The sequence below is a fragment of the Bacillus sp. NPDC060175 genome, from assembly GCF_042728695.1.
Classification (GTDB): domain Bacteria; phylum Bacillota; class Bacilli; order Bacillales; family Bacillaceae_G; genus Bacillus_A.
Genome location: NZ_JBHWYR010000002.1, coordinates 144,167 through 166,565, shown reverse-complemented (window position 1 = coordinate 166,565; position 22,399 = coordinate 144,167). Strand labels below are relative to the sequence as shown.

Genomic DNA, 22,399 nt, shown 5'->3' with positions numbered 1-22,399 from the left:
GTGAAAATCGCTTTTCGAAAATTCGTTTGGTATAATTATGGACAATCTATAGGGGCTAAAAGGGGTTTTGATATGAGATCAAAATTAGTAAAAGTAATTCTATTCATTACAATTGCGTCTTTCTGTTTATTTGCATACGGTTTTGTTTCGGGTGTAAATGATGTATTAAATCCGAAAGCTTCAAAATTAATTACGAAGACTGACGTAGTGGAAAAAGAGAAAAAGAAAACAGGAACGTTACAAATAGTTAGTTTAGGTGATTCGTTAACGCGCGGCGTTGGTGATAAAGAAGGAATTGGCTATATTGGACGAATGAAAGAGGATTTACAAAAAGATTATAAACAAAAAGTTGCACTAACCAATTTGGCAGTTAGTGGTGCGAAAATGCCCGATTTATTAAAACAAATCGAAAGCAGCGGAGCTCAATATTCAATTAAGCAAGCAGATGTAATTGTTTTAACAATTGGAGGAAATGATTTGTTCCCAGGATGGGAATCGCTCGGGAAAATAGATTTAGAGACGTATCGTCCTGATACAGAAACGTTTAAAAATGAAGCAAAGAAAATTATAGAAGAAATTCGTAAATTAAACACAGATAGTCCTATTTTTTGGCTAGGTTTATACAATCCTTTTGAGGATGTAGAAGATTTAAGAGGTTCATCAAATATTGTTGTTGATTGGAATGCTTCTTTAGAGAAGTTAGCATTAAATGATAAAAATGTATATATTACACCGACATTTGATTTATTCCAAAATCGCGGAAAAGATGTATTATACTCCGATCATTTTCATCCGAATGAAGTAGGTTACACATATATGGCAGAGCGATTAGTCCAAAACGTCGTAAGTAAATTAAAACTAGAACAAGGAGGGATAAAATGACGATGATACTTTCCGTACGAGACGTGAAGAAGGTAATTGGAAAGAAGACACTTGTAGAAGACATTTCATTTGATGTAAAACAAGGAGAAGTGTTTGGCTTTTTAGGGCCGAACGGAGCTGGGAAAACGACAACAATTCGAATGTTAGTCGGACTGATTAAAGCGACAGAAGGCACTATTTCTATCGGTGGTTATTCTATTAAGGAAAATTTCAGGGAAGCGATGCGTCAAATTGGAAGTATCGTTGAAAATCCAGAGCTTTATACATATTTAACGGGATGGGAAAACTTAAAGCAATTTGCGCGCATGCTTGGGGATATATCAGATGAACGTATTATTGAAATTGCAAAAATGGTTCATTTAGATGAGCGTATTCACGATAAGGTGAAAACATATTCCCTCGGTATGAAACAACGTCTCGGAATTGCACAGGCGCTTCTTGGAAACCCGAAATTGCTCATATTAGATGAACCGACGAATGGTTTAGATCCAGCTGGGATTAGAGAACTGCGAGAATTTATACATAAGCTTGTAAAAGAAGAAAATATGAGTGTGTTTATTTCGAGTCACTTATTAAGCGAAGTACAAATGATATGCGACCGTGTTGCTATTATTCATAAAGGAAAAATGATAACAGTTGCACCTATTGAAGAGTTGATCAAAACAGCGAGTGATCGTGTAGAATGGGTCGTTACACCAATTTCCAAAGCGAAAGACATGTTAGACGCTGCTGAAGAGGTAGAGGAAGTTATTATAGAAGATGAGCGTTTACTATGTCGTATGGATGTTGCGTCTATTAATGTTTGGAATAAGCACTTTGTAGAAAACGAGATAGATGTACATAGCGTCAAAGAGCTTGTATTTACGCTAGAAGATTTATTTATTGAACTCACAAGGGGTGAGCAACATGCGTGAATTTGCAAATCTAGTTTTAAATGAATCAGAAAAGATTTATCGTAAGAAACGGATTGTTGTTGTCATGCTTATTTTAGCAATCTTGATTCCGCTTTTTGTGTATGCTCAGTATCGTGAAATAGAAACAACGCAAAAAAGGCTGGGCACGACCGATTGGAAAGTATCATTACAGCAACAAATTGTTGATTCACAAAACCGTTTGAACAATTCTAGATTGCCAGAAGAATGGCGTGATTGGTTAAAAGTAAGAGTGGAGCAACAACAATATTATTTAGATCATGATATTAATCCGACTGCGCCAGGAGCACCGACATTTGTGAGGGCGTTTATTGAACAAGGAATAACGTTATTTATTCCATTGCTCGTTATGATTGTCGCCATTGATATTGTTTCAGGAGAACGAAGCGATGGTACGATGAAAATGCTTCTGACGAGGCCAATTCGGCGCTGGAAAATACTCCTTAGTAAATACGTGACGATGTTATTTTTCATTTCGCTCATATTGCTTCTTGTTGGTGTGTTTGCTTATGCATTATCAGGGCTTGTATTTGGATACTCTGGATGGAATTTACCTGTGTTAACAGGATTCGTCATTGATAAGGAAACGTTAAATACAAACTTTGTACACCTTATTCCGCAGTGGCAATACATTTTAATGGCGTACGGACTAGCTTGGTTTGTTGCTATCGTTGTTGGAACTATATCATTTATGGTCTCTGTTTTAATTCGAAATACACCAGCTGGTATGGGCGTTATGTTAGCTGCGTTAATTGCAGGCGGCATTTTAAGTTCGTTTGCAACGTCTTGGGAAGGTGCGAAATACATTTTTAGTGTCAACTTATCGCTAACGGATTATTTATCAGGAAAACTGCCTGCATTACAAGGTTTATCAATGGGATTTTCTTTAATGAATTTAACGGTTTGGGCAGTAGTATCTCTTATCATTTCATTTATAGTATTTACAAGGCAGGATATGGTGAATTAATTGGATAGGAAGTGAAGGCATGGAAAACATTTTGCAGAATGATTGGGGACCATTACTTGGGCCAGAATTTGAGAAAGAATACTATCAATCTTTAGCTAACTTTTTAAAAGAAGAGTATGAGGCGCATGTGATTTATCCAAAGAAAGAAGATATTTTTAAAGCTCTTCAGTATACAAGTTATGAAAATACAAAGGTCGTTGTTTTAGGACAAGACCCATATCATGGACCGAATCAAGCACATGGTTTAAGCTTTTCTGTACAACCTGGTATTAAAACGCCGCCATCATTGCTAAATATGTATAAAGAACTTCGAGATGAATACGGTTATGAAATTCCGAATAACGGTTATTTAGTAAAATGGGCGGAGCAAGGAGTATTATTATTAAATACTGTATTAACGGTTCGTCAAGGTGAAGCAAATTCTCATAAAGGAAAAGGATGGGAGCATTTCACAGATCGCGTAATTGAGCTATTAAATGAACGTGAAAAGCCAGTTATTTTCATATTATGGGGACGCCATGCACAGGCGAAGAAAAAGTTAATTACAAAGACGAATCACCATATCATTGAATCTGTACATCCAAGCCCACTATCAGCAAGACGTGGTTTCTTTGGCAGTAAGCCATATTCTAAAGTAAATACGATTTTAGCTAATATGAGTGAAAGAGAAATCGATTGGCAGATCCCAAATTTGTAAATAGAAAAGGTAGTTAACAGTCGTTAACTACCTTCTTATTATTGTTCATTTTTTAGTTTTGCATCTAGTACAAAAGTACCAAATGGGATAACTGATGCAACAAGTGCCCCAAGTGCCCATAAAATTGTTTTACGGTGTACGATTGTTACTTGAATTACCGCAAAGATGAATAGTATGAATAAAACGCCATGAGCCATACCTGTAATTTTAACAGCTGTTGCAAACCCTGCAAAATATTTTAATGGCATTGCTACAAATAATAGTAATAGGAAAGAAATCCCCTCAATTAAGCCGATTGCTCTTAATCGTCCGATTGGTGTAGATAACATGAAATAGCCTCCTTTAACGTATGCTTGTATATAGTAAATTTGTATTCTTTTTCAAAATAAAATAGTCTATTTTGTTCCATTATATACAAAAAGAAAGTTTACACTACGAGAATAGTGCAAAGTTCAAAATATAGTCACAAAAGCATTGTAATTTAAATAAAAACCTATTTGAAGTATTTGACTTCAAATAGGTTTTATGAATGAAAATATTAAACAAGCACTTCGCTTTTTAGTACGAATTTCTCTACAACTTTAGCAACGCCATCATTCATATTTGTATCTGTTATATAGTTTGCAATTTCTTTAATATCATCTGGCGCATTACCCATTGCAACGCCAAGACCGGCAAATTCAATCATCGATTGGTCGTTATAGCTATCGCCCATTGCGATAACTTCTTCACGCTTAATGCCAAGTTTTTGGATTAATTGGTTTAAGCTCGTTCCTTTTGTAACACCATGTTCAGTAAATTCTAAGAAGAATGGTTTAGAACGCATAACGCTTAATTGGCCTTCTAGCTGTTTTTGTAATTTCTTTTCTACTTCAACAAGGCGTTCAGCTTCTTTGTTCATTAATACTTTTACTACAGGCTCTGTTACAGCGGCTTTAAAATCATCTACTACAACGATTGGCATACCAGTAATGTCGCCCTCAATTTCAGTATAAGGATTATTTTCTTCTGTTACGATATCATCGCCAATATAAGTATGAATCCATACATCTTCAGTTTTACTAATTTCAAATAGGTTGTGAACGATTTCAGGAGATAGCGTACTACTAAAGATTTCTTCATTTGTTTTACAGTTAATAATTTTTGCGCCGTTAAAAGATAGAATGAAGCTGCCGTATTCTTCTAAACGAAGCTCTTTTGCGACGTTGCGCATACCAAACGTTGGACGCCCAGAAGCAAGTACTACTTTAACTCCTTGCTCTTGTGCTGTCATTAAAGCCTCTTTCGTACGAGGTGAAATGGTATGGTCATCGCGTAATAAAGTATCATCTAAATCTAAAACAATCATTTTATAAGTCATATCGAAAATTCCTTTCTTTGTTGGAATAGAAATAAATTTTTATGAAGATAGTGGGGAATATATAGTAAGACATCGAACTTCTTTGCATGAAATTAGGAGAAGTTCTGCATTGTTAGTATAAATTATCATGAGCGTGTTGCCCATGATAATTTATACCGCAAACGCCCGATTGATGTGGGCTAATAATCAGTGGGTGATGAACAAAACCCCCACTGATTAAAGTTTCACTTTATCATTATCGTAACAACTCTAAAGGTAGAGTGCAATAATGGAAGTTTTCCAATTTACGATAGTTGTTTTTCGTGCGAACGAGAAAATAGTATTTCCAGCAAGATAGCCATGACAGATCCAAGAACGAGACCGTTACTTAAAAATGATGCTAAAAATGGCGGCAGCGTAGAAAATGCTCCGGCTGGAACGAACATAACTCCGATTCCTGTAAAGATTGAAAGACCTGCTACTTTAAATAATTGTTCTTTATTTTGTACAGTGTCATATTCGCGAAAAGCGAGACCAATCATGCTTGCAAATACAGGATAAATCGCAGCATACCCAACTGCAACGGGGATTGCCGCAAAGAATGAAGTAATCTTTGGGAATATACTAACAAGAATGATAAAGCTTGACCCTAACATAAATGGAAGGCGCTTATAAATATTTGTCGTTGCAATAAATCCTGCGGATCCAGAAATGGCGACAGGACCAATGGCTGAAAATAGACCGCCTAGCAATTGATTTATTCCTGTTATAATGCCAGCTTGTTTGAATCGGTTCTCCGCGGCATTTTCTTCATACTTAGAAACAACCTTTTGTACAACGCGAATACTTGCTAACATATTTGTTAGAAGTAGTAGTGTGACGAAAACGACCGTAATTGCCATGTTCCATTCAATGCGGGGCATTCCGAAAACAAATAGAGATGGAAGACGAATTATATCTGTCACAGGTGTTACTGGATTAGATAATCCGAAGCACGCAAATAATATCCAGCCGCAGACGATACTGAAAAGAACGGAATATTGTCCAATAATAGGTAGCTTCATAATGAAAAAAGATAGTAAAATAACAATGAGTGAAAGAATAAATACCTTTGGTTGTACTTCTGTATGTTGTCCATCAAGGCCAAACATCCCTTTTAAGAAGGAGCCACTAAGTTGTGCGACAAGAAGGAATAAATACGTTCCAATTACTGTAGGTGTAAAGTAACGAACTAGTTTATCGATTAGTCCAAAAACACTAAGAATAATACAAATGATGCCACTTAATAGGAAAGCGTACTGAAGGACCTTAAGTGTTTCATTGCTTGATCCAAATAATACGACGCCTAAACTTGCATACAGGGAGAAAATTCCCCACCAAAGGCCTGCGGGACCTTCTTGAATAGGAAGTTTATGACCGAATATAGCTTGCAGTAGGCCGGCAAAACCGAGAACAAATAATGTCCTTTGTACAAACGCGATAGCTTCAGCGCCGTCGAGGCCGTAACTAGTTGCAACACTAATTGGTACAATAAGACTTCCAGCTAAAATAAATAGTGCCCATTGTAAGGCAGAAAGAAATAGCTTCATTATATCAACCTCTTTCATAGATTCCGTTTCTAGTATATAGGTATTTCATTTCCTTTGGCAAAGATTGTAGATAGAGAAAAGAGTTGAAATATAATATGAATGCACGTAAGCAATTATGGATAGCAGTTATATGTATGACCTTTGTTGTAATTCTAGGAACGCTAGGATTTATGACAATTGAAGAGATTAGCTTGTTTCAAGCATTTTGGATGACGATGATTACTGTATTAACGGTTGGATATGGTGATGTAGTGCCTGTAACACAGGCAGGAAAATTTTTTGCGCTCCTTATTATACCTGTTGGCGTCGGTATCGTTACGTATGCAATGGGGGTAGTAGCAGCTATGATCATTGAGGGTAACTTATTTCATGCGGTGCGGAGGAAGAAGATGGATAAACAAATAGCACAGTTACAAAAGCATATTATAGTATGTGGTTGCGGAAGAGTAGGGCTTCAAGTTGTACATGAATTACAGGAAAAGAAAATCCCATTTGTAGTTGTGGATAAAGATGAAAGTATATTCGAACAGGAAAAGCTTTTATATGTACATGGGGATGCAGCTGAAGATCAAGTGTTACATAATGCCGGAATTTCGAAGGCAGCGGGTCTAGTGGCTATCGTAGCAAACGATGCTGAAAATGTATTTATTACATTAACGGCAAGAGGGCTTAATGATGCAATTAAAATTGTAGCAAGAGCTGAAAAGCCAGAAACAGAAGAGAAATTACGGCGCGCTGGTGCAAATAAGGTTATTAATCCATCTAGTATGGCAGGAATTCATATCGCAAAAGGTATTGCGAATCCGTTAACAGTTCATTATATTGATACAGTATTGTATGGAATAGAGCAATCATTTGTAATTGAAGAAATTCAAGTTGGTAAAGATTCTATCCTAGCCAGTAAATCGTTACTAGAGAGTAATGTGAGAAATCAATTTGATGTAACAATTTTAGCAATTTTGAGAGATGGGGATATTATCCATAATCCAACGGGGCAGGAAAAACTGCAAGAACATGATATGATAATAGTATTTGGTTCAGTGGAGAAACTGGGGCAATTTGAGAAAGAACTACAAAGTAAGAGGTGACAAGGAATGCAAGTATCTAGCGATAAGGTTTTAAATAAAATGGCGAGTGAAATTGCAAAGGCAAAAAGTAGTGAAGGACAAAAATCAAAAGAGCATTTATTAGTTGTGCGTGCATTATGTGATTTATTATTAGATGAACAAGTTGAGCCTTCTACGTATAGAGAACCACAAGTTCAATCACAAATAATCGGATCTCAGCCTATAACAACAGTTCAACCGGTTATGCCAGTTTCTGGAGAACCTGTGTATATAAAAGAAGAAGGTGCAAATGGTAATTCTTTATTTGATTTTTAAGGATTAAATCGTTTGGATTATATGTGAAAATTGCTTATGATAAAAATAAAAAGGGGAATTAAGATGAAAATTTTCTTTTTACTAGGTTGTATTGCAGCGGGGCTATCTGTTGCGTTAGGGGCTTTTGGAGCACATGGTTTAGAAAATAAAATTTCTGCAAAAATGTTAGAAGTGTGGAAGACGGGCGTTACATATCAAATGTTTCATGCAGGTGGCTTATTTGTAGTTGCTCTATTAATGGACAAAATGCAATCATCACTTTTAAGCGCCGCGGGTTGGCTTATGGTAGCTGGGATTATTATGTTCTCAGGCAGTCTTTACGCATTAAGTACAACAGGTATTAAATTCTTTGGCCCAATTACACCTCTCGGTGGTGTAGCGTTTATTGTGGCGTGGATTTTAGTCGGAACTGCAGTTGTAAAAGGGTTATAAAAAACAAAAGCTGGCATTCGCCAGCTTTTTTTTATGGTCTTGGAGCATAAGTTGCTTGTTGACCAGGTAAATACGCAATTTCTCCTGGGAATTCTACATAATCTAAATAAATCATTAGTAGTAAAAAGCGTTTTCCAGATTTCGGCTCACTAATAACGATATGATCACGGCCGGCTGCCTCGATAATCCCTGTATAAGATTGTGTGCCAAGCGAGCTACCACGTTCATAAGTCATTACAACTGTAGCTGGCTTACCCTTATTTAAACGAAGGATGTTTTCAATATACGATTGCTCTAGTGGTAACATCCCTTGAGAAACTGCAAGTTGAGCCTGAGCAACTTGTTGTTGCATCGCTTGCTGTTGTTGCTGTTGCTGCGCGGTCATTTGTTGCGGTTGTACATAAGTTCCAGATGGTTGATAAAAACCTGTTCCGTAGTACGGGTTTTGTTGCTGTGCCATTCAAAAATCCCTCCTCATTTTCATTCCTTAATATACGCTTGGACAATCCTCACCGGATGGTTGGAAGAAGCAGTGCTTTTTAAAACGTCCTGAATTTTGTTGGTTATACCAAGTTGGCGGGCAAGGACCTTCAGGCCTAAAGAACCATAGGGAGAAGTTGGCGGGCCAAAAACGTTGTCCCTGAATTGTCCGGCGGGCTAAGGCGATATCTTGTTCTCTCGCTCGTTGATAAAAATACCCTTTTTGAGTTGCTTCAAAACCACCAGGATTTTGATAAACCATCTGACGTAAATTTCGGACTTTTTTAAAGTCTAAGCAATCTCCGCGGACACGATTTACACCGACATTTCCAACCATTAGCATGCCTTGTTGGCCTTCTCCTTCAGCTTCAGCACGCATGAGTCTAGCTAATAACTTTACATCTTCTTCTGTATGTGCGATAACACCCATTATGTGTCACCTCTCTTTTTGGAATACCCTTTGGAAAGAGGTTTTTTCTAGATGAAGTGTGGAACAATTACTAGTTCATACGTATGAGAAAAAGGACGCAGATATGACAACCAAACGAAGTTTTACATTTAGAGGGGAAAATAAAAAAAGCTAGCGTGAGCTAGCTTTTCATCATTAAAATACTTTAGACCATAAGTTTGAGAAGAAATCGCCAATTGAACGCATTGTTAATACGAACCAATTTGCTTTTTCTACTTCTTCAGTCGTTTTTGCAGTAACTTTCATACTTTTATTTCCGTCTAAGAAACCGTATTTATCAGTTGGTTCTAAAACGATGGAACCGACCTTTGCATCTTTCTTAATAGGAGCAACTAAATGTCCATCTTCAGCGAGTGACTTATCCGCTTCAGTAGAAATTTTGTAAGGTGCTTTGCTACCCTTTGCAGTAACTACTGTCACTTCTTTTTCTGGTGCAACTGTTACGTAGTCTTCTTTTCCTTTTACTACAGAAATTTTGTTATTTTTATCTACTTTTAATTTCTGTTTTTCGAAGTTATTAAATCCATATTCAATTAATGCGCGAGATTCTGTGAAACGTTCGTCCATTGATTTCGTTTTAATAATAACAGAAATAAGACGTAAATCACCGCGTTTTGCTGTAATAGTGAACCCATACCCAGCGGTATCAGAACTTCCTGTTTTTAAACCATCTGCTCCTTCATAAGAGAAAGCGGCACCTGGTAACATCCAGTTCCAATTTTCCATACGAATTGGTTTCGGATGATTATCTGGGAAGTTTCTAAATCTTTGTTTTGTATCCTCTAGCATTTCTGGATACTTTGTAATAATTGTTTTTGAAAGAATACCCATATCGCGAGCTGACATGGAGTTTTCTCCATTCGGATCAGTTCCTTCAGGATGTTTTCCTTTTAAATCAGCGTTGTTTAACCCAGTAGCGTTTACGAATTTATATTTCTTTAACCCTAGTTTTTTCGCATGTTCATTTGCAAGATTTAAGAAGTTCTTTTCACTTCCTGCAAGTAATTCTGCTAAAGCAATACTAGATCCATTCGCAGAGAAGATAACGATAGAATGATATAATTCTCTTACGGTATATTGGCGTCCCTTTTCGAACGGTACGTTAGAGAATTCATTATTACGTGAAACTTCAAAAGCGTAATCAGAAATGTTTACTTTCGTATCCCAAGTGATTTTTCCTTCTTTAATTGCTTCTAATACGGCATAAACAACAATTAATTTTGACATACTAGCGATAGCTAGTAATTCATCTGGATTTTGTTCATGCAGTATTTTTCCTGTATCTGCATCAAATAGAAGTGCAGCAGCTGCCTCTATATGTATTTTTTCTTCCGCATGGGATGTTGTTACTCCTAAGGAAGAAAATGACAATAGAAACAATAGTGAAATAGACAAGATTTTCTTCATATACATTATCACCTTCGCATCGTTATTAGCATATAGCTCGTACCATTTTAGCATAAATTTGGATGTGAAAAGGTTACAATCTTACAAGAAATTTGAAAAGAATTTGTCGATTTTTGTTCAAATTTGCAGAGAAAAGAAGGTTTTTGCAGGTTAATGTAGAGGGTAATAAAAAAAGGAACGAATTTCGTTCCTTTTTTTATATTATATGTGTAAAAATGTTGTTACTTTTTCACTTGGTAAAATGTTTCCCACAAAGAATGTTCCAAATTCACCGTAGCGAGCACTTACTTCATCGAAGCGCATTTCATATATAAGTTTCTTAAATTGAAGAACATCGTCAGCAAATAATGTTACGCCCCACTCAAAATCATCAAATCCAACTGATCCTGAAATAACTTGGCGCACTTTACCTGCGTACTGGCGACCGATTTTGCTATGACTGTACATAAGTTTCTTACGTTCATCCATAGGAAGCATATACCAGTTATCATTACCCTGGCGACGCTTATCCATTGGATAGAAGCAAATGTGATTTGCTTTCGGTAACTCAGGATATAAGCGAGCTAAGACTTGTTGGTTTTGGTATGGGTCTTCATCAGCTGGAAGATAGTTGCTTAGTTCAACAACAGATACGTAAGAATATGCAGGAACTAAATATTCAGCTAATGTTGTTTTATTTAATTCTGTTTCGATTTCATTTAACTCTTCCATTGTTGGACGTAAGATCATAAGCATAATATCTGCTTTTTGACCAACAACTGTATACATTGCATGACTGCCTTTTTTTGCAGTAGCTACTTCGTTCCATTTTTCAACGACATTTAAAAATTCAGACACTGCTTGTCCGCGTTCGTCACTAGATAATGTTTTCCATGCTGCCCAATCAATAGAACGTAAATCATGTAAACAATACCAGCCATCTAACGTTGTTGTTGCTTCACTCATTCTATTCACCTCAGTTAATGATATTTTACACGTTAACTATAGCATATATAGGTTTAAAAACATCTATATAAAGTTTCGGTGCATAAAACTGTCACATTTATATTTACCGGAAAACGGGAGAAAATAAGGATTAAGTAGGCTTTATTTCTCGGCTGAATTTTATGAAAATATAATCATTTTAATTTTATCTATTTTTTGGGAGCTATAAGTTTAAAATATAGCTGAAAAGAAGTATTCTTAAAGGTAGAGTTTTTAACATTTGTAGGAGGGTTTATTCGTGAGCAATTTATTTACAACAGTAAAAGAAAAAGTTCAAGGAAAAGGCATTTCTATCGTACTTCCTGAAGGAACTGATGAAAGAATTCTAGGCGCTGCAGAGCGTTTAGCAAAAGAAGAGTTAGTAAAACCAATTTTAGTTGGTAATAAAGAAGAAATTAGCGCAAAAGCTGCTAGCATGAACTTAACATTAGCAGGCGTTGATATTTACGATCCAGCTACATACGAAGAAATGGATGCAATGGTAGCATCTTTCGTTGAACGCCGTAAAGGCAAAGCGACAGAAGAAGATGCTCGCAAAATCCTTAAAGACGAAAACTACTTCGGTACAATGCTTGTATACATGGGCAAAGCACACGGTTTAGTAAGCGGTGCAATTCACTCTACTGCTGATACAGTTCGTCCAGCACTTCAAATTATTAAAACAAAACCAGGCGTTACAAAAACTTCAGGCGTATTCATCATGGTACGTGAAGAAGAGAAGTATGTATTCGCTGATTGCGCAATTAACATTGCACCAAATAGCCAAGATTTAGCTGAAATTGGTATCGAAAGCGCGAAAACTGCTGAACTATTCGGCATGGACCCACGCGTTGCTATGTTAAGCTTCTCTACAAAAGGTTCTGCGAAATCTCCAGAAACAGAAAAAGTTGTAGAAGCAACTCGCATTGCAAAAGAAATGGCTCCTGAATTAACTTTAGATGGAGAATTCCAATTCGATGCTGCATTCGTACCATCTGTAGCTGAGAAAAAAGCTCCAGGTTCTACAATTAAAGGTGATGCTAACGTATTCGTATTCCCAAGCTTAGAAGCTGGTAATATCGGCTACAAAATCGCTCAACGCTTAGGTAACTTCGAAGCAGTAGGACCGATCTTACAAGGTTTAAATATGCCTGTAAACGATCTATCTCGTGGATGTAACGAAGAAGAAGTGTACAAGTTAGCTTTAATTACAGCAGCTCAAGCACTTTAATTCTATAACGAATTGATATGAAAAATGACCACCCTATTTCGTGTATAACGGAATGAGGGTGGTCATTTTTGTTTTTTATTTTTCTAAACCAAGTGCCTTATTGTTACGATCAATAATACGTTGTAAATTCATCTCATATAAAGGGACTTCATCCAACGTTAGTTGAGATGGTGTTAACTTTGGAGCGAATTGTTGCAACGTTTTTAAAAGACGCATCATTAAATCTTGCACTGTAATTGTTTCGCCAAGTAATTCAGATAGTGAAGCCATCGTACTTGGCACAATTTCAGGATACGTAAATCGTGTTTCTTCTCCTTGAATTGCTACGTTGTAAAAATCACGAACGAGGGCCGCGCGCTCAGATCCGCTTCCTGTCGCACATAAGTAAATTTGTACAGCAACGCCTCCGCGAATACGACGCTGAGAAATACCAGCAAATTTTTGATCGCGAATGCTCAAATCATAGCTACCAGGGCAATAAGAACCAACAATTTCTTTTGCCTCGATAGTAACATCGTAATCTTTTAACATTTCCTTAATTAAATGCCACATTGTATCGTATCCAAGATCGATGTCGATACCTTTTTCTGTTTCTTGGAATAAAAGTGATACGTTTAAAACACCTTCATCAAGTACGACAGCAAGTCCACCGGAATTACGAACGATAACATTAAAGTCGTTTTGTTTTAAAAAGGAAATACCTTCTTCTAAATGTGGTAGGCGTGAATCTTGAATGCCAAGTACAATTGTATTGTGATGAACCCAAGAGCGCATTGTTGCAGCTGATTCGCCATTTCCAATACTTGTGCATAATGTGTCATCCATTGCGAATGACTGCAACGCATGGAATGTTGGTCCTAAACTAGACTGATCCACAATGCGCCACTCTGGCTGAGATAAAATCGAACGGGAATTGCTCATATAACTAACCCCTTATTTATAAAATGACAATCTTTATTATAGCAAAAAATGAAGAAAGGGGTTTCCCATATATAAAGGGAGATTCTAAAGTTGAAGAAGCACATATGGTTGAAGTGAAATAAGAAAAGGATGCACATATGCATCCTTTTTATTCTGCAATTTTTTCTAAGTTACCGTTTCGATCCATGCGGAAAGATGTTTGTGAGCGTTCCTCATCATCCATTACTGCTAATTTACGAGCACGGTTCATAATATTCATAAGTGTTTCGTAATCCTCTTGTACAGTATGAGATTGTTGTTCTAATTTTTCTAGTTTCTTTTCTAGTTCTTCATTTCGCAAAATTTGCGCTTTAATTTCTTGTTTCAATCTCGTATTCTCGTTTTCAAGAGCTGTTACTTTTATATTTGAAGATCCAACTGTTTGTAAAAAGTAAATAACATCTTGCATTGTTATTGAGTTTTTTGGAGCAGGAACAGTCGGCTCTTGATATGGAATAGCTTCTGTATATTGAACAGCTGTTTCATACGGTACGTGTTCTTCATAATCAGTTATCGCCGCTGAAGCTGGTGGTGTATAAAGTAAACGTTTTTTTGCCTGTTCACCGCCCGCAGCACGCATTTTATCTTTACGATGTTTTTTTGCTAGTTGAAGAGCTTGTTCATAGCTATAGCGAACAACAGCATTCCAGCGGAAACCACAAGCAGCAGATGTGCGATTTAACTGATCTCCTACTTCTTCAAAAGCATTTAATTGAGTACTTCCTTCTCGAACATGGCGAAGCACTGTTTCAGCAAGTAATAAATCGTCCTCGTCTGTCCAAGCATCTTGTCTTACTTTCATAGATTCAACTCCCTTTCTTTTTATGAACTTCCTATTTTTATAATGGGCAAAAAAATGAGCTTTTATACAAAGCTTTTAAAAATATGGTAGATTTCAATGAAGAGAAGAAATGTGGCTATGAATGATGAAAGCTTTTGAAGGAGAAAATATAAAAAATAGGTAGCCTTATATAGGAATGGAGCTACGCCCGGAGACTTGCAACAAGCCTCAAAGAGCGGTAAAATACCATTTAGTGTTTATTTTTAAATGTACTTGTGAAAAGTTTAAAATAGAGGAAGTGTTATATATAATGGGAAACGAATTTCGTGTGTGTGATGATTGTCAGGCAACGAACGTTAAAACGTTGATTCCGAAGTTAAAAAAAGTAGATTCATGTGCAACGATTGAGGTTGCATGTCAGTCTTACTGCGGTCCTGGTCGTAAAAAATCATTCGCGTTTGTAAATAATCGTCCAGTTGCGGCTCCAACAGAAGACGAATTAATTGTAAAAATTGAAGCAAAGTTAAATAAGTAAGAAAAAGAAGAGTGAACAGATTACTCTTCTTTTTTTATGTCCATAAGAGGAATGATCTATTCTGCGAAAGTACAATTGATGGAGACTAACATGCGATGTAGGATGGACATCACCTGTTCATTAAAATTTCGATCTATATGAATTTGTATTTCAAAATAATGGTTGACAGTCTTTTGAAGCGATAGGTAAAATAGAAAGTGTCTGATTCTGAGAATCATTATCAGGAAAAATCAATTCATCTAATTTTTTTATTACTATTTGAGAATAAATTTCATTTTATTAAATATATGTTGTTGGTTAGGATGGTTGAGGGATGGAAGCGAGCGCAAGGAGTATAGAACAGCAAGATGTGAATGTTAAAGAGATTAAGAGCAGACCGCTCGTTGCTTCTATTATTTTAATAGCAGGCACAATTTTGTTAGCTTTAAGCATGGCAGTTTCTATTTCGTTTGGTGCAGCAGATATTAGTTTAAAGACCGTTTGGCAAGCTGTATTTCAGTTTGATGGGTCTATAACGCATCATAACGTAATTCAAGAACTTCGCATGCCTAGAGCAATAGGGGGCGTAGTTGCAGGTGCCTTTTTAGCGGTATCAGGTGCAATTATGCAAGGTATGACACGAAATCCACTTGCATCACCATCGTTAATGGGAATTACAGATGGAGCTGTATTTGGGATTGCAATTATGTATGCATTCTTCCCTAATTCACCTTATTTAATGTTTGTTATCGCATCATTTATTGGAGCTGCGTTTGGAGCGAGCATTGTATATGGTATTGGGTCTTCTTCACCAGGTGGATTAACGCCTGTAAAATTAGCTTTAGCAGGTGCAGCAATTAGTGCTTTATTAGGGGCAATTTCATCTGGAATTGCATTGTATTTCAACCTTGCCCAAGAGGTAAGTATGTGGAATGCAGGCGGTGTTGCCGGAGTGAAATGGCAAAGTATTAATATGTTAGTACCGATTGGTCTTGTTTGTCTCGTTATAGCAATTATGATGTCGAGATATATCACAATTTTAAGCTTTGGTGAAGAAATTGCGATTGGACTTGGTCAAAATACGACATTAATTAAATTTATCGGAACAGTACTTGTTCTTGTATTAACAGGTTCTGCGGTTTCTATGGCAGGATCGGTTGGATTCGTTGGACTTGTAATTCCGCATATGACTCGTTTCCTTGTAGGCTCAGACTATAGATGGGTTATTCCATGTTCTGCGGTCTTAGGTGGATTGTTAATTGAATGTGCAGATATGTTATCACGCGTTATTAATCCACCATTTGAAACGCCAATTGGGGCAATTACAGCGCTAATTGGAGTTCCATTCTTCCTCTACTTAGCACGTAATGAAGGGAGAGGAAAAATGTGAGGACGAGCGTCTTAACAAAAAAGAACATTTCTATTTTAACGATTTTAGTAGGATTAATCGTTGCTGTATTTTTAGTAAGTTTAAATACAGGAACATTTAAAATACCTCCAATAGATGTATTAAAGTCATTGGTTGGATTAGGTGCAGAAGATCAATCTGTTATTTTATTTGAATTTCGTATGCCACGTATGGTTATTGCTATATTAGTTGGTTCTGCATTAGCTATGTCAGGTGCAATTTTGCAAGGGTTATCACGAAATCCACTTGCTGATCCAGGTATTATCGGTATTAACGCCGGAGCGGGATTAACAGTTGTTGTATTCGTCTACTTTTTCTTTGGAAAAGTTGGAACTGGTACATTCTTATCTGTATTTATCCTTCCATTCTTCGCACTAATTGGTGCGATATTAGCAGCGGTTATTATTTATTTACTAGCATGGAAAGACGGAGTTTCATCCACTCGATTAATTCTTGTTGGTATCGCTGTTGCAGCCGGATTTGGTGCTGTTAGTTTAATTTTTTCTATGAAGATGACATCGAACGACTTCCGTTTTGCAACGATTTGGTTGGCAGGAAGTTTATGGGGAACAGATTGGAAGTTCGTACTAAGTGTACTCCCATGGATGGTTATTTTCTTACCACTTGCCATTAGTAAAGCGCACATATTAAATGTAATGAATTTAGGCGACTCTACAGCAGTTGGCCTTGGTGTAAATGTAGAAAAGGAAAGGCGTAAATTATTATTTATTGCAGTTTGTTTAGCTGGTGCATCTGTTGCGGTGGCGGGCGGCATTGGTTTTATCGGTTTAATGGCTCCGCATTTAGCGAGAAGTCTCGTTGGTGGTAAACATCAAATTATGTTACCAACGGCTGCATTAATAGGAACGTTCTTGCTTTTATTTGCAGATGTAATCTCAAGAAGTGTGTTACCAACTTCAGAAATACCGGTCGGTCTTGTTATTTCTGTAATTGGCGCACCATATTTCATATATTTACTTATGAGGACAAAATAAAGGGAGGCTTTTTGTATGGCAACTTTAGCGGTTGATGCGGTATCTGTTGGCTATAATGAAGGGTTAATTATAGATGGATTAACAGTTGAAATTCCGGAAGGACAAATTACAACGATTATTGGACCAAATGGTTGCGGGAAATCCACATTATTAAAAACGGCTTCTCGTATTTTGAAAGCAAAACGAGGTACCGTTTATCTTGATGGAAAAGCAATTGAGAAACAGCCAACGAAAGAAATCGCAAAGAAAATGGCGATTTTACCACAAACTGCAGAAGTGCCAACAGGCCTTACTGTGTTTGAACTTGTTTCATATGGACGTTTTCCTCATCAAAAAGGATTTGGAACATTGAAAGAAGAGGATTATCGCTACATTCATTGGGCTCTTGAAGTGACGGGGATGACAGAATTCGCAAATCGTCCAGCAGAAGCTTTATCAGGTGGTCAACGTCAACGTGTATGGATTGCGATGGCTCTTGCACAAGGAACAGATTTACTCGTGTTAGATGAACCAACAACATACTTAGATATGGCTCATCAACTTGAGGTATTAAACTTACTGAAGAAGTTAAACAAAGAAGAAGGCAGAACGATTGTTATGGTTATTCACGATTTAAATCATGCTTCTCGTTTCTCTGATCATATGATTGCATTAAAAGCTGGGAAGTTAATGAAACAAGGAACGCCAGATGAAGTTATGACAAGTGAAACGCTTCGTAACGTATTTGAAATCGAAGCTCAAATCGTTCCATGTCCAGTAAACTGTAAACCAATTTGTTTAACATACGATTTAGCTATGATTAATAATCAATTGCGTAAAAAAGCATAATTAATAGAATTTCCCCCTCTTAAAGAGGTGAGAGGGGGAGTTCTAATGGACGTTGAGCTTCTTACCCACGGATGGGAAGTTGAACGCCCTTTAGAACGGGTTATAAACAACAATTAATAAAAATATATTAATTAAATGTTGTTTTCGTTTCTTATAGTTACATGCAAATTATAAGAGAAATACAGCTAGAAGGAGTCGGAATATGAAGAATTTTAAAATGGCACTATTAGCAATGGTACTAGTTGTTACTTCTGTACTATTTGCAGCTTGTTCTAACAAAGAAGAAGAAAAGAAAGCAGATGCGAAGACTGAAGAGCGCACTGTACAACACGCAAAAGGGGAAATTAAAATCCCTGCAAATCCAAAGAAAATTGCTGACCTTAGTGGTTCAACAGAAGAATTATTAATTTTCGGTATGAAACCGATTATTACTGCAAATACAACACAAGAAAAAATTGATGGACATATCGCAAAGAAATTAGAAGGTGTGAAACCAGTAGGTTCTGCTTGGGGCGATAAAATTAACATCGAAGCAGTAGCTGCTGCAAAACCGGACTTAATTCTTGTAAACAATCGTCAAGAAAAGATTTATGATCAATTATCTAAAATTGCACCAACAGTTATGTTAAAAACTCCATTAGACCAATGGCGTCCAAAATTCGAAGAAGTAGGTCAAATCTTCGGTAAAGAGAAAGAAACAAAAGAATGGTTCAAACAGTATGAGGAAAAAGCAAGCAAATTACATGACAAAATCATCGCTAAAACTGGTGATGCAACATTCATGAAAATGGCTGCATATCCAAATGCTTTCCGCGTATATGGTGACTACGGTTACGGTAGCGTAATCTTTAATGACTTAAAGTTACCGGCAGTTAAAGGGACACCAACTGATAAACCGCTAGTACAAGTACAAAAAGAAGCTTTAATCGATTACAACCCAGATTATTTATTCGTATTTACAACTGGTGACGGTTCTCAGCGTCTAAAAGAATTCCAAGAAGAATCAATTTGGAAAAACATGAACGCTGTTAAAAACAATCATGTATTCACAATTAGCAATGAAGACCTAAACAAAGGATACTTCCCGCTAGGTAAAGAAATGATCTTAGACGAAGTAGCTGAATTTGTTTTAGGAAAATAATATATAAAGAAAAATCACTTTTACGTCGGTAAAAGTGATTTTTCTTTATATAACAGGAATTAATATAGTCTTTCATTTCTTTCTGTTTCCTATATCGTTTATAATATATAGTAAGAATGCAGTAAAGAAAGGGGGATGTCGGAAAGTGGTATATTTAAACGACAAACTCAGCGAAACAAAAGTGTTTAAAGACCCAGTACATAAATATGTGCACGTGCGTGATCGCGTTATTTGGGATTTAATCGGAACGAAAGAATTTCAACGCTTGCGCCGTATTAAGCAGCTTGGAACGACATTTTTTACATTTCACGGTGCAGAGCATAGTCGCTTTACTCATTCGTTAGGTGTATATGAAATTATTCGTCGTATGATTGATGATGTGTTTGATGGCAGACCAAATTGGAATGCTGAAGATAGATTGTTATGTTTATGTGCTTCATTACTTCATGATGTCGGTCACGGCCCATTTTCTCATTCGTTTGAAAAAGTATTTTCGTTAGATCATGAGAAATTTACGCAAAAGATTATCGTTGGTGATACGGAAATTAATCGTGTATTAAGCCGTGTGGATAAAGATTTCCCGCAAAAGGTAGCAGATGTAATTGCGAAAACATCCACTAATAAATTAGCGATTAGTATGATTTCAAGCCAAATTGATGCTGATCGTATGGATTATTTATTAAGAGATGCATATTTTACTGGTGTAAAGTATGGGAACTTTGATATGGAACGTATACTGCGTGTCATGCGCCCGTATGGTAATCAAGTTGTCATTAAAAATAGTGGTATGCATGCTGTAGAGCATTATATTATGAGTCGTTATCAAATGTATTGGCAAGTATATTTCCATCCAGTAACACGTAGTGCAGAAGTAATTTTAACGAAGATTTTACACCGAGCTAAATCACTGCATGAGAAGTATTATGCGTTTAAATATCATCCTGTTCATTTCTATTCTTTATTTGAAGAAGAGGTAACAGTAGAGGACTATTTAAAGCTAGACGAGAACGTAATGTATTATTACTTCCAAGTATGGCAAGACGAAGAAGATCCAATTTTAAGTGACTTATGTCGCCGTTTTATGAATCGAAATCTATTTAAATATGTAGAGTTTACAGATAAACACGGTTTAGATAATTGGATGGAATTAAGTAGCTTATTTAAAAAGATTGGACTAGATCCAGAGTATTATTTAGTTGTGGATTCAACATCAGACTTACCGTATGACTTTTACCGCGCAGGAGAAGAAGAAGAGCGTCTACCAATCTTACTCCTTATGCCGAACGGGGAACTTAGGGAGCTTTCGCGCGAATCGGATATTGTTGAGGCGATTACGGGTAAGAAGAGAACGGATCAAAAGCTATTCTATCCGCATGATTTAATCTATGAAGATGGAAGAAAAGGAAAATATAAAGAGAGAATTATCGAGTTATTAGAAGGAAAGAAATAAGAAGCAGCTAAGAGCTACTTCTTATGAAAGAATTTGAAATTATTTGTCGCTTAAGCGTTTTCCGCCAACTGCATAATGGTTTTTAGACATTTCTTCGATGAAAACAACGATGTTTTCTTCAGGAGCACCAGTTGTTTCGCTTACTGCTGCTGTTACTTTCTCAGCAAGAGCTTTCTTTTGTTCTTCTGTGCGTCCTTCTAGCATTTTCACTGTTACGTATGGCATGTACAATCGCTCCTTTTATGTAAGTTACACTCTTATTATAGCGGATTATGAGGAAGAACAATCGGAAAAACAAATAATTTCTTTTTTGGACATATTGAAGAGGAGATGAACTATGGATCAGTTATTTAGATACCCGTTGCACCAAATTCCATTGGTAGCAATGGCGATTATTATTGCGCTATCTGTGCATGAATTTGCACATGCGTATGTTGCATATAAATTTGGAGACGATACAGCGAAAAAACAAGGACGGTTAACGTTATCACCGATGGCTCACTTAGATCCTATCGGGATGATTGCTGTATTAATTCTTGGATTCGGTTGGGCAAGACCAGTGCCTGTTAACCCGTATAACTTTAAAAGACCGCGTCTTGCGGGAATATTAGTTTCTATTGCGGGACCAATTAGTAATTTAATTTTAAGTGCAATTGGTTTAATCGTTTTATATAGTTTACAAGCGCTAGGTGTGCTACATGCACTTCCATTTGCAGTTACAGATACATTAATTCAGTTTTTCCAAATTTTTATTTTTCTTAATATCGTTTTATTTGTGTTTAATTTACTACCGATTCCACCACTTGATGGTTATCGCGTTGTGGAAGATTTAGCACCAGCGAATATTCGTGCGAAAATGACACAGTATGAAAAGTATGGAGCAATTGCGTTATTAATTCTTGTTATTACACCGCTTAGCAATTACACAATTCAACCTATTTTCAATGTGGTAATTCCGTATGTGTATGGATTTTTACAAAGTATCATTGCGCCTATTTTCGGGCTTTTATAATTATTAAGCGAGGAGGAATTTACATATGACAGAGAAAAAGAAAAAAATCGGTTTTAATATCGTGAAGAATGACTCAACAGATGGGCATGGTGGTTTTGGTGTTGGGGCATTAAGCCTAGAAAATATTTCTCCTGTATTTGTTGATGTATTAGAGAAAACTGCGTTCGTTGATATCGGTGCGATGCATGCGCGTAGTACAGTAGAAAAAGGAATTAAGTTTTTAACGAATAAAGATGATGTTCCAAACGGAAAACCATTTTGGCTTGTTTGGGTAACGATTGAAAGAACACCGACCGGTGCATATTACGCAGGTGCAACAGCCTGTGAAATGACAGTTGACCGTGAAATTCGCCGCGGATATAAATCACTTCCAGAGCATGTAAACAAAATGGATAAATCACTAAAGCGTCACATCATGATTGATCATATGGATGAATCATCTAAAAAAGTACTTGGTACATTCTTAAAAGAGCATAATGAAGCAATTTGGAACGAATCTAGTGAAGAATTGCGCCACGCATTATTAGGTGAATAAAAATA

At 36.6% G+C, this 22,399-nt stretch carries 26 protein-coding genes; 16 read left to right on the top strand and 10 right to left on the bottom strand.

The annotated features are described in order from the left end of the window. The 4 genes from ACFWDE_RS02040 to ACFWDE_RS02025 are packed head-to-tail and all read left to right on the top strand — an operon-like array spanning position 1 to position 3,478. Positions 1–882, top strand: coding sequence for an SGNH/GDSL hydrolase family protein (locus ACFWDE_RS02040; RefSeq protein WP_377889683.1), 882 nt, complete (start codon positions 1–3; stop codon positions 880–882). Further along, positions 879–1,796: an ABC transporter ATP-binding protein gene (locus ACFWDE_RS02035; protein ID WP_144507323.1), complete on the top strand. Its 918-nt coding sequence runs from the start codon at positions 879–881 to the stop codon at positions 1,794–1,796. Before ACFWDE_RS02040 ends, ACFWDE_RS02035 begins: the two co-directional genes overlap by 4 nt. Beyond that, entirely contained in the window at positions 1,789–2,781 is a 993-nt protein-coding gene (locus ACFWDE_RS02030; RefSeq protein ID WP_219920995.1) for an ABC transporter permease, read from the top strand. The genes ACFWDE_RS02035 and ACFWDE_RS02030 overlap by 8 nt, the downstream gene beginning before the upstream one ends. 19 nt (positions 2,782–2,800) lie before the next feature. Continuing rightward, on the top strand, positions 2,801–3,478 hold the full coding sequence (locus ACFWDE_RS02025) for a uracil-DNA glycosylase (protein ID WP_377889680.1): 678 nt from the start codon (positions 2,801–2,803) through the stop codon (positions 3,476–3,478). 38 nt (positions 3,479–3,516) lie between these two features. Here the strand turns inward: ACFWDE_RS02025 and ACFWDE_RS02020 are convergent, their stop codons facing one another. The 3 genes from ACFWDE_RS02020 to ACFWDE_RS02010 all read right to left on the bottom strand — a co-directional run bounded on the left by ACFWDE_RS02020 (position 3,517) and on the right by ACFWDE_RS02010 (position 6,406). After that, complete coding sequence (locus tag ACFWDE_RS02020; RefSeq protein WP_002144657.1) at positions 3,517–3,807, bottom strand: DUF3817 domain-containing protein; 291 nt, start codon at positions 3,805–3,807, stop codon at positions 3,517–3,519. A 209-nt stretch (positions 3,808–4,016) separates the two neighbouring features. Next, the gene (locus tag ACFWDE_RS02015) at positions 4,017–4,838 is read right to left on the bottom strand and encodes a Cof-type HAD-IIB family hydrolase (RefSeq protein WP_377889678.1); all 822 of its coding nucleotides are present in this window, start codon (positions 4,836–4,838) and stop codon (positions 4,017–4,019) included. Between the two features lie 284 nt (positions 4,839–5,122). Beyond that, on the bottom strand, positions 5,123–6,406 hold the full coding sequence (locus tag ACFWDE_RS02010; RefSeq protein WP_377889676.1) for a purine/pyrimidine permease: 1,284 nt from the start codon (positions 6,404–6,406) through the stop codon (positions 5,123–5,125). Between the two features lie 95 nt (positions 6,407–6,501). Between ACFWDE_RS02010 and ACFWDE_RS02005 the strand changes: the two genes are divergently transcribed. From ACFWDE_RS02005 to ACFWDE_RS01995, 3 genes are all read left to right on the top strand, one after another. Then, positions 6,502–7,494, top strand: a complete 993-nt coding sequence (locus tag ACFWDE_RS02005) for a potassium channel family protein (RefSeq protein ID WP_377889674.1) — start codon at positions 6,502–6,504, stop codon at positions 7,492–7,494. Between the two features lie 6 nt (positions 7,495–7,500). Continuing rightward, positions 7,501–7,788 carry a YwdI family protein gene (locus tag ACFWDE_RS02000; RefSeq protein WP_001198367.1) on the top strand — a complete coding sequence of 96 codons (288 nt, stop codon included), beginning with the start codon at positions 7,501–7,503 and terminating at the stop codon, positions 7,786–7,788. Between the two features lie 63 nt (positions 7,789–7,851). Next, the gene (locus tag ACFWDE_RS01995) at positions 7,852–8,220 is read left to right on the top strand and encodes a DUF423 domain-containing protein (RefSeq protein WP_000688314.1); all 369 of its coding nucleotides are present in this window, start codon (positions 7,852–7,854) and stop codon (positions 8,218–8,220) included. A 31-nt stretch (positions 8,221–8,251) separates the two neighbouring features. On the opposite strand, the gene gerQ is transcribed toward ACFWDE_RS01995, so the two are convergent. From gerQ to hemQ, 4 genes are all read right to left on the bottom strand, one after another. Continuing rightward, the gene (gene gerQ, locus ACFWDE_RS01990) at positions 8,252–8,680 is read right to left on the bottom strand and encodes a spore coat protein GerQ (protein WP_219920990.1); all 429 of its coding nucleotides are present in this window, start codon (positions 8,678–8,680) and stop codon (positions 8,252–8,254) included. A gap of 27 nt (positions 8,681–8,707) precedes the next feature. Continuing rightward, complete coding sequence (gene cwlJ / locus ACFWDE_RS01985) at positions 8,708–9,130, bottom strand: cell wall hydrolase CwlJ (protein WP_002144663.1); 423 nt, start codon at positions 9,128–9,130, stop codon at positions 8,708–8,710. Between the two features lie 174 nt (positions 9,131–9,304). After that, a complete protein-coding gene (locus ACFWDE_RS01980) occupies positions 9,305–10,582 on the bottom strand; it encodes a serine hydrolase (protein WP_377889670.1) in 1,278 nt (425 codons plus the stop codon). Positions 10,583–10,777: 195 nt separating this feature from the next. Beyond that, positions 10,778–11,521 (bottom strand): hydrogen peroxide-dependent heme synthase, encoded by a 744-nt coding sequence (gene hemQ, locus ACFWDE_RS01975; RefSeq protein ID WP_377889668.1) that lies wholly within the window; start codon positions 11,519–11,521, stop codon positions 10,778–10,780. Between the two features lie 277 nt (positions 11,522–11,798). Here hemQ and pta point away from each other — a divergent pair, with 277 nt between their 5' ends. After that, on the top strand, positions 11,799–12,770 hold the full coding sequence (gene pta, locus ACFWDE_RS01970; protein WP_002144665.1) for a phosphate acetyltransferase: 972 nt from the start codon (positions 11,799–11,801) through the stop codon (positions 12,768–12,770). 75 nt (positions 12,771–12,845) lie between these two features. On the opposite strand, the gene lipL is transcribed toward pta, so the two are convergent. Both lipL and ACFWDE_RS01960 read right to left on the bottom strand, forming a co-directional pair. Then, positions 12,846–13,691 carry an octanoyl-[GcvH]:protein N-octanoyltransferase gene (lipL, locus tag ACFWDE_RS01965; RefSeq protein ID WP_377889665.1) on the bottom strand — a complete coding sequence of 282 codons (846 nt, stop codon included), beginning with the start codon at positions 13,689–13,691 and terminating at the stop codon, positions 12,846–12,848. A gap of 148 nt (positions 13,692–13,839) precedes the next feature. Then, positions 13,840–14,532, bottom strand: coding sequence for an RsfA family transcriptional regulator (locus ACFWDE_RS01960; RefSeq protein ID WP_377889663.1), 693 nt, complete (start codon positions 14,530–14,532; stop codon positions 13,840–13,842). A 289-nt stretch (positions 14,533–14,821) separates the two neighbouring features. On the opposite strand from ACFWDE_RS01960, the gene ACFWDE_RS01955 reads away from it, so the two are divergent. From ACFWDE_RS01955 to ACFWDE_RS01930, 6 genes are all read left to right on the top strand, one after another. Further along, a complete protein-coding gene (locus ACFWDE_RS01955) occupies positions 14,822–15,046 on the top strand; it encodes a YuzB family protein (RefSeq protein ID WP_000526075.1) in 225 nt (74 codons plus the stop codon). A gap of 313 nt (positions 15,047–15,359) precedes the next feature. Further along, entirely contained in the window at positions 15,360–16,415 is a 1,056-nt protein-coding gene (locus tag ACFWDE_RS01950) for a FecCD family ABC transporter permease (RefSeq protein WP_002113119.1), read from the top strand. Further along, on the top strand, positions 16,412–17,428 hold the full coding sequence (locus ACFWDE_RS01945) for a FecCD family ABC transporter permease (protein WP_377889660.1): 1,017 nt from the start codon (positions 16,412–16,414) through the stop codon (positions 17,426–17,428). The genes ACFWDE_RS01950 and ACFWDE_RS01945 overlap by 4 nt, the downstream gene beginning before the upstream one ends. A 15-nt stretch (positions 17,429–17,443) precedes the next feature. Continuing rightward, the gene (locus tag ACFWDE_RS01940; protein WP_000212073.1) at positions 17,444–18,256 is read left to right on the top strand and encodes an ABC transporter ATP-binding protein; all 813 of its coding nucleotides are present in this window, start codon (positions 17,444–17,446) and stop codon (positions 18,254–18,256) included. A 202-nt stretch (positions 18,257–18,458) separates the two neighbouring features. After that, the gene (locus ACFWDE_RS01935; RefSeq protein WP_377889658.1) at positions 18,459–19,397 is read left to right on the top strand and encodes an ABC transporter substrate-binding protein; all 939 of its coding nucleotides are present in this window, start codon (positions 18,459–18,461) and stop codon (positions 19,395–19,397) included. A 145-nt stretch (positions 19,398–19,542) separates the two neighbouring features. Continuing rightward, complete coding sequence (locus ACFWDE_RS01930) at positions 19,543–20,847, top strand: HD domain-containing protein (RefSeq protein WP_002113111.1); 1,305 nt, start codon at positions 19,543–19,545, stop codon at positions 20,845–20,847. A 39-nt stretch (positions 20,848–20,886) separates the two neighbouring features. Here the strand turns inward: ACFWDE_RS01930 and ACFWDE_RS01925 are convergent, their stop codons facing one another. After that, on the bottom strand, positions 20,887–21,072 hold the full coding sequence (locus ACFWDE_RS01925) for a 2-hydroxymuconate tautomerase (protein ID WP_001147171.1): 186 nt from the start codon (positions 21,070–21,072) through the stop codon (positions 20,887–20,889). A 112-nt stretch (positions 21,073–21,184) separates the two neighbouring features. Here ACFWDE_RS01925 and ACFWDE_RS01920 point away from each other — a divergent pair, with 112 nt between their 5' ends. Both ACFWDE_RS01920 and ACFWDE_RS01915 read left to right on the top strand, forming a co-directional pair. Beyond that, positions 21,185–21,859, top strand: a complete 675-nt coding sequence (locus ACFWDE_RS01920; protein WP_377889656.1) for a site-2 protease family protein — start codon at positions 21,185–21,187, stop codon at positions 21,857–21,859. A 25-nt stretch (positions 21,860–21,884) separates the two neighbouring features. Beyond that, positions 21,885–22,394: a YwhD family protein gene (locus ACFWDE_RS01915; RefSeq protein ID WP_377889654.1), complete on the top strand. Its 510-nt coding sequence runs from the start codon at positions 21,885–21,887 to the stop codon at positions 22,392–22,394. The last annotated feature ends 5 nt before the right edge of the window (positions 22,395–22,399 follow it).